Genomic DNA, 5,898 nt, shown 5'->3' on the forward strand with positions numbered 1-5,898 from the left:
CTGCTCCTCGGCTCCGTGAAGTCGAACATCGGTCACACGCAGGCCGCCGCCGGCGTCGCCGGTGTGATCAAGATGGTGCTGGCCATGCAGCACGGGCTGCTCCCGCAGACCCTGCACGTCGACGAGCCGACCCCGCACGTGGACTGGTCGGCCGGTGACATCGAGCTGCTGACCGAGCTGCGCGAATGGCCTGAGACGGGGCGTCCGCGTCGCGCGGGCATCTCCTCCTTCGGTGTGAGCGGCACCAACGCGCACACCATCCTGGAGCAGGCCCCCGAGGCTGTCCCGGCCGAGGAGCCGCAGGACGTCCCCGGCACCTGGCCGTGGATTCTGTCCGGCCGGACCGAGGCCGCCCTGCGCGAGCAGGCGTCCCGGCTGCTGGCCCACCTCTCCGCGGGCGACGACCTGCGGCCGGTGGACGTCGGCCACTCGCTGGCCACCGGCCGGGCGGTCCTCGACCACCGCGCCGTGATCGTCGCGGGTGCGCCGGAGGAGTACCGCGAGGCACTGACCGCCCTCGTGGCGGGCGAGTCCGCGCCGGGAGTCACGCAGGGCGTGGCGAGCGGAGACCGGCAGATGGCCTTCCTCTTCACGGGGCAGGGCAGTCAGCGGCTCGGGATGGGGCGTGAGCTGTACGACGCCTTCCCGGTGTTCGCGGCCGCACTGGACGCCGTCTGCGCCCGGACGGATCTCGAACTGCCGCTGAAGGAAGTCGTCTTCGGGGCTGATGCGGAGCTGCTGGACCGCACCGAGTACGCGCAGCCCGCGCTGTTCGCGGTCGAGGTGGCGCTGTACCGGCTCGTGGAGAGCTGGGGTCTGCGGCCGGACTTCCTGTCCGGTCACTCGATCGGTGAGATCGCGGCCGCGCACGTGGCCGGGGTGCTGTCGCTGGACGACGCGTGCTCGCTGGTCGCCGCTCGCGGGCGGCTGATGCAGGCGCTGCCGGGTGGTGGTGTGATGATCGCGGTCGAGGCGTCGGAGGACGAGGTCGTGGCGCTGCTGACCGACGGCATCGGCATCGCCGCAGTCAACGGGCCGACGTCGGTGGTCGTGGCGGGTGACGAGGACGCCGCTCAGGCCGTCGCCCAGACCTTCGCGGCCCAGGGCCGCAAGACCAAGCGCCTCACCGTCAGCCACGCCTTCCACTCCCCGCACATGGACGGGATGCTGGGCGACTTCCGCAAGGTGGTGGAGGAGCTGACCTTCGCCGCCCCGCGGATCCCGGTCGTCTCCAACCTGACCGGTGCCCTCGTCTCCGACGAGATGGGTTCGGCCGACTTCTGGGTGCGGCACGTCCGGGAGGGGGTCCGCTTCCTCGACGGCATGCGGGCCTTGGAGGCCGCGGGCGTGACGACGTACGTCGAACTCGGTCCCGATGGGGTCCTGTCGGCCCTGGCCCAGGACTGCACCACCGCCGAGGACGCCGTCTTCGTGCCCGCCCTGCGCAAGGTCCGCCCCGAGGCGGAGGCGTTGCTCGCGGCCCTCGGCCGGGCCCACGTCCAGGGTGTCGCCGTCGACTGGACCGCCCCCTACGCGGAGACCGGCGCCCAGCGCGTCGACCTGCCCACGTACGCGTTCCAGCGCGAGCGCTACTGGGTCGACGCCTTCGCCCCGCTGGAGGACGCCGCCTCCCTCGGCGTCGAGCCGGCCGGGCACCCGCTGCTCGGAGCGGCGGTCGAACTGCCGGACACGGGCGGGTTCCTGTTCACCGGCCGACTGTCCCGCCGTACGCACCCGTGGCTGGCCGAGCACGTCGTGGCCGATTCCGTGGTCGTGCCCGGCGGGGTCCTCGTCGAACTCGCCCTGCGGGCCGCGGAGGCGGCCGGCTGCGACCGGATCGCCGAGCTGATGGCCGAGGCGCCGCTGGTGCTCCCCGAGGACGGGGCCGTCCAGCTGCGGGTCACCGTCGGCGGGGCGGACGACGAAGGCCGCCGCACCGTGCACGTGCACAGCCGCTCGGAGCAGCCCGGCACGGACGCCCCGGACGCGGGCTCCTGGTCCCGGCACGCCACCGGATTCCTGGCCGACGGCGAGAACGGCGAGAACTGCGAGAACGGCGAGATCACCGACACCGCCGACGGCGGCACGTGGCCGCCCGCCGGGGCCGAGGAGGTCGCCACCGAGGACGTGTACGAGCGGCTCATGGCCGCCGGGCTCTACCACGGCCCGGCGCTCAAGGCCCTGGACCGGGTCTGGGTGCGCGGAGACGAGGTCTTCGCGCAGGCCCGCCTCACGGACGAACTCGGCGCCACGGCAGACGGATTCGCCCTGCACCCCGCGTTGCTCGACACCGTCGGGCAGGCGCTGGGCGCCACCGGCAGTGTCGGCCGGGAGCCGGCCGCCTGGCACGGGATCCGGCTGCACGCGACCGGAGCGGACGCACTGCGCCTGCGGATCACGGCCGCCGGCGCGGACACCGTGTCCGTCGCCCTGTCCGACGGGCAGGGCGCGCCCCTCGCCTCCGTCGAAGCCCTCGTGACGCGGGAGATCGACACCGAGCGGTTCGCCGCGGCCCCCGCGGCCGACGGCGTCCACGACTCGCTGTTCCGCCTGGACTGGGTGCGGACGCCGGTCCCGGCCCGCTCCGCGGCCGCGGCCCTCGTGGTCGTCGGCGACACCACCGGCAGCATCACCACCGCCCTCACCGCAGGGGCTCCCGTCGCCGGGTACGACGACCTCGCCGCCCTGGACGCGGCCGTCGGCGCCGGACGGCAGCCGCTGCCCGACACCGTGGTCGTTCCGCTCCTGACGCCCACCGGGGACGGGGAGGCCACCGCCGAACTCGCCCATGAAGTACGGGAAATGACGTACCGTGCGCTCGCGCTGGTGCAGAGCTGGCTGGACAACGGCCGCTTCGCCGGCGCGCGGCTCGCCGTCGTCACCCGCGGTGCGGTGGTCGCCCACGCGGACACCGAACCGGGCGACCTGGCCGGCACCCCGGTGTGGGGTCTGCTGCGCTCCGCGCAGACCGAGCACCCCGACCGGTTCGTGCTCGTCGACCTCGACGACGCCGACGCCTCCGGCCGGGTCCTGGCGGGCGCCCTCACCTCCGAGGAGCCCGAACTGGCCGTGCGCGGCGGGATGCTGTACGCGCCACGCCTCGCCCGGATGGAGGCGGCCCCGGCCCCGGCCGGAGCGGCCCGGATCGACACCGACGGCACCGTCCTGATCACCGGAGCCGGTGGCGGGCTGGCGGGTCTCCTGGCCCGGCACCTGGTCGCCGAACACGGGGTGCGGCACCTGCTGCTCACCGGCCGCATGGGCGGCGACACCGAGGCCGCGGCCGAACTCACCGCGCAGCTGGTGGAGTCGGGGGCCGAGGTCACCTGGGCGGCGTGCGACGTGGCCGACCGGAACGCGCTGGCCGCGGTCCTGGCCTCCGTACCGGCCGAGCACCCGCTGACGGCGGTCGTCCACACGGCGGCGGTCCTCGACGACGGCGTCGTGGACCTGCTCACCCCGGAGCGCGTGGACCGGGTCCTGCGGCCCAAGGTCGACGGCGCCCTCCACCTGCACGAACTGACCCGGGACCTCGACCTGTCGGCGTTCGTCCTGTTCTCCGCGGCCGCCGGTACCCTCGGCGGCGCGGGCCAGGCCAACTACGGCGCGGCGAACGTCTTCCTCGACGCCCTCGCCCGGCACCGGCGGGCCCGCGGTCTCACCGCGCTCTCCCTGGTCTGGGGCATGTGGGCCGAGGAGCGCGGCATGGCGGGCCGCCTCACCGGGGCGGAGCGGGAACGGGCCGCCCGCGGCGGCGTCGCACCGCTGTCGGCGCAGGACGGCCTGGCCCTGTTCGACCTGGCCCTCGCGGTACAGGACGAGCCGGTGCTGCTGCCGGTCGCGGTCGACCTCCCGACCCTGCGGGCCCGGGCGGCGGACGGCGGGATCCTCCCCGTCTTCCGCGGCCTGGTCCGCACCCCGGCCCGGCCGCGCAGGGCGGCCGGCCAGGCCGGTGCGCCGCGCACCACGGCGGCGAAGACGGCGGCGCCCGGCTCCACCGCGGCGGCGGGGGAGACGCTGGCCCAGCGGCTGGCCGAGCTGTCGGCCGCCGAGCGGGAGCGGACCGTACTGGACCTCGTCCGCGGCCAGGTGGCCGGTGTCCTCGGATACCGATCGGCGGAACACGTCGGAGAGGAGCAGGCCTTCAAGGACCTGGGCTTCGACTCGCTGACCGCGGTCGAGCTGCGCAACCGGCTCGGCGCGGCCGCCGGGCTCCGGCTGCCCGCGACGCTGATCTACGACCACCCGACCCCGGCCGCCCTCGCCCGGCACCTGCTGAGCGAGGTCGCACAGGACGGCGCCGCGGGACGGACCGTGTCCGTACTGGAGGAAATCGACCGGCTGGAGAGTGTGTTCTCCTCGCTGGACCCGGCGGAACTGGCCGCCGCGGCCGACGACGACGCGGCCCACGCACGCGTCGCGGTACGCCTCCAGACCCTGCTCGCCCAGTGGAACGACGCCCGCTCGACGGACGCGACCACGGCCGGTGAGATCGAGGACGCGAGCGACGACGAGCTGTTCGCGCTCATCGACAAGAAGTTCGGACAGGGCTGAACCCCAGCCGCCCCCAGGCCGTACCGCCGGAACCCCTGTTCCGGCGGTACGGCCTCCGGCTCGCCGGAATCCCTCAAATATCCTCGGGCTCCCCTGATCCGTCCCGAAATGACCCGCCCCGAACTCCCCTGAATTCCCTTGAGTCCCTCCACGGTCTCGACCACGCGAATAGGTGAAGCGCCAGTGGCGAACGAAGCAAAGCTCCGCGAATACCTCAAGAAGGTCACGACGGATCTCGACGAGGCGTACGGACGTCTGCGCGACATCGAGAGCCAGTCCCACGAGCCGATTGCCATCACGGCCATGAGCTGCCGCTTTCCCGGAGGTGTCGGCACCCCCGAGGAACTCGGGGAGCTGCTGTCCTCCGGCGGCGACGCCCTCACCGCGTTCCCTACGGACCGGGGCTGGGACCTGGACCACCTCTTCTCCGACGACCCGTACGACCAGGGCACCTCGTCCACCCGCGAGGGCGGCTTCCTGACGGGCGCCTCCGCCTTCGACGCCGACTTCTTCGGGATCTCCCCGCGCGAGGCAATGGCCATGGACCCGCAGCAGCGCCTGCTGCTGGAGACTGCGTGGGAGGCCTTCGAGCGCGCCGGGATCGACCCGCACGGCCTGCGCGGCAGCCAATCCGGCGTCTTCGTCGGCATGAACGGCTCCGACTACCTCACCCCGCTGCTGGAAGCGCCCGAGGACTACGCCGGCCACCTGGGCACCGGCAACGCCTCCAGCGTCCTGTCCGGCCGCATCTCGTACACCTTCGGCCTGGAGGGCCCGGCGGTCACCGTCGACACCGCCTGCTCCTCCTCCCTCGTCGCCCTGCACCTCGCCGTGCAGGCGCTGCGGGCCGGGGAGTGTTCACTCGCCGTCGCGGGCGGTGTACACGTGATGTCCACACCCGGGCTCTTCGTGGAGTTCACCAAGCAGCGCGGACTGTCCCGGGACGGCCGCTGCAAGGCCTTCGCGGCAGGAGCCGACGGATTCGGCCCGGCCGAGGGTGTGGGCATCCTGCTGCTGGAGCGGCTCTCCGACGCCCGCCGCAACGGGCGCCCGGTCCTCGCTGTCGTCCGGGGCTCGGCGATCAACCAGGACGGTGCCTCCAACGGTCTGACCGCCCCGAACGGCCCGGCCCAGCAGCGCGTCATCCGCCAGGCCCTGGCCAACGCCCGGCTCTCCGCCGACCAGGTCGACGTGGTCGAGGCGCACGGTACGGGCACCTCTCTCGGCGACCCGATCGAGGCGCAGGCGTTGCTGGCCACCTACGGGCAGGACAGGCCGGCCGAGCGGCCGCTGCTGCTGGGCTCGGTCAAGTCGAACATCGGGCACACCCAGGCCGCGGCCGGT

Annotated in this window: 2 protein-coding genes; both read left to right on the plus strand. The window is 74.0% G+C overall.

The features are described from left to right. Window positions 1-15: 15 nt before the first annotated feature. Window positions 16-4,554, plus strand: coding sequence for an SDR family NAD(P)-dependent oxidoreductase (locus AB0I68_RS38615; protein WP_363182123.1), 4,539 nt, complete (start codon window positions 16-18; stop codon window positions 4,552-4,554). Between the two features lie 183 nt (window positions 4,555-4,737). After that, window positions 4,738-5,898 (plus strand): beta-ketoacyl synthase N-terminal-like domain-containing protein (locus AB0I68_RS38620; RefSeq protein ID WP_363182124.1); only part of this gene is annotated, 1,161 nt, incomplete at its 3' end.

Source organism: Streptomyces sp. NPDC050448 (assembly GCF_040655295.1).
Taxonomy (GTDB): domain Bacteria; phylum Actinomycetota; class Actinomycetes; order Streptomycetales; family Streptomycetaceae; genus Streptomyces.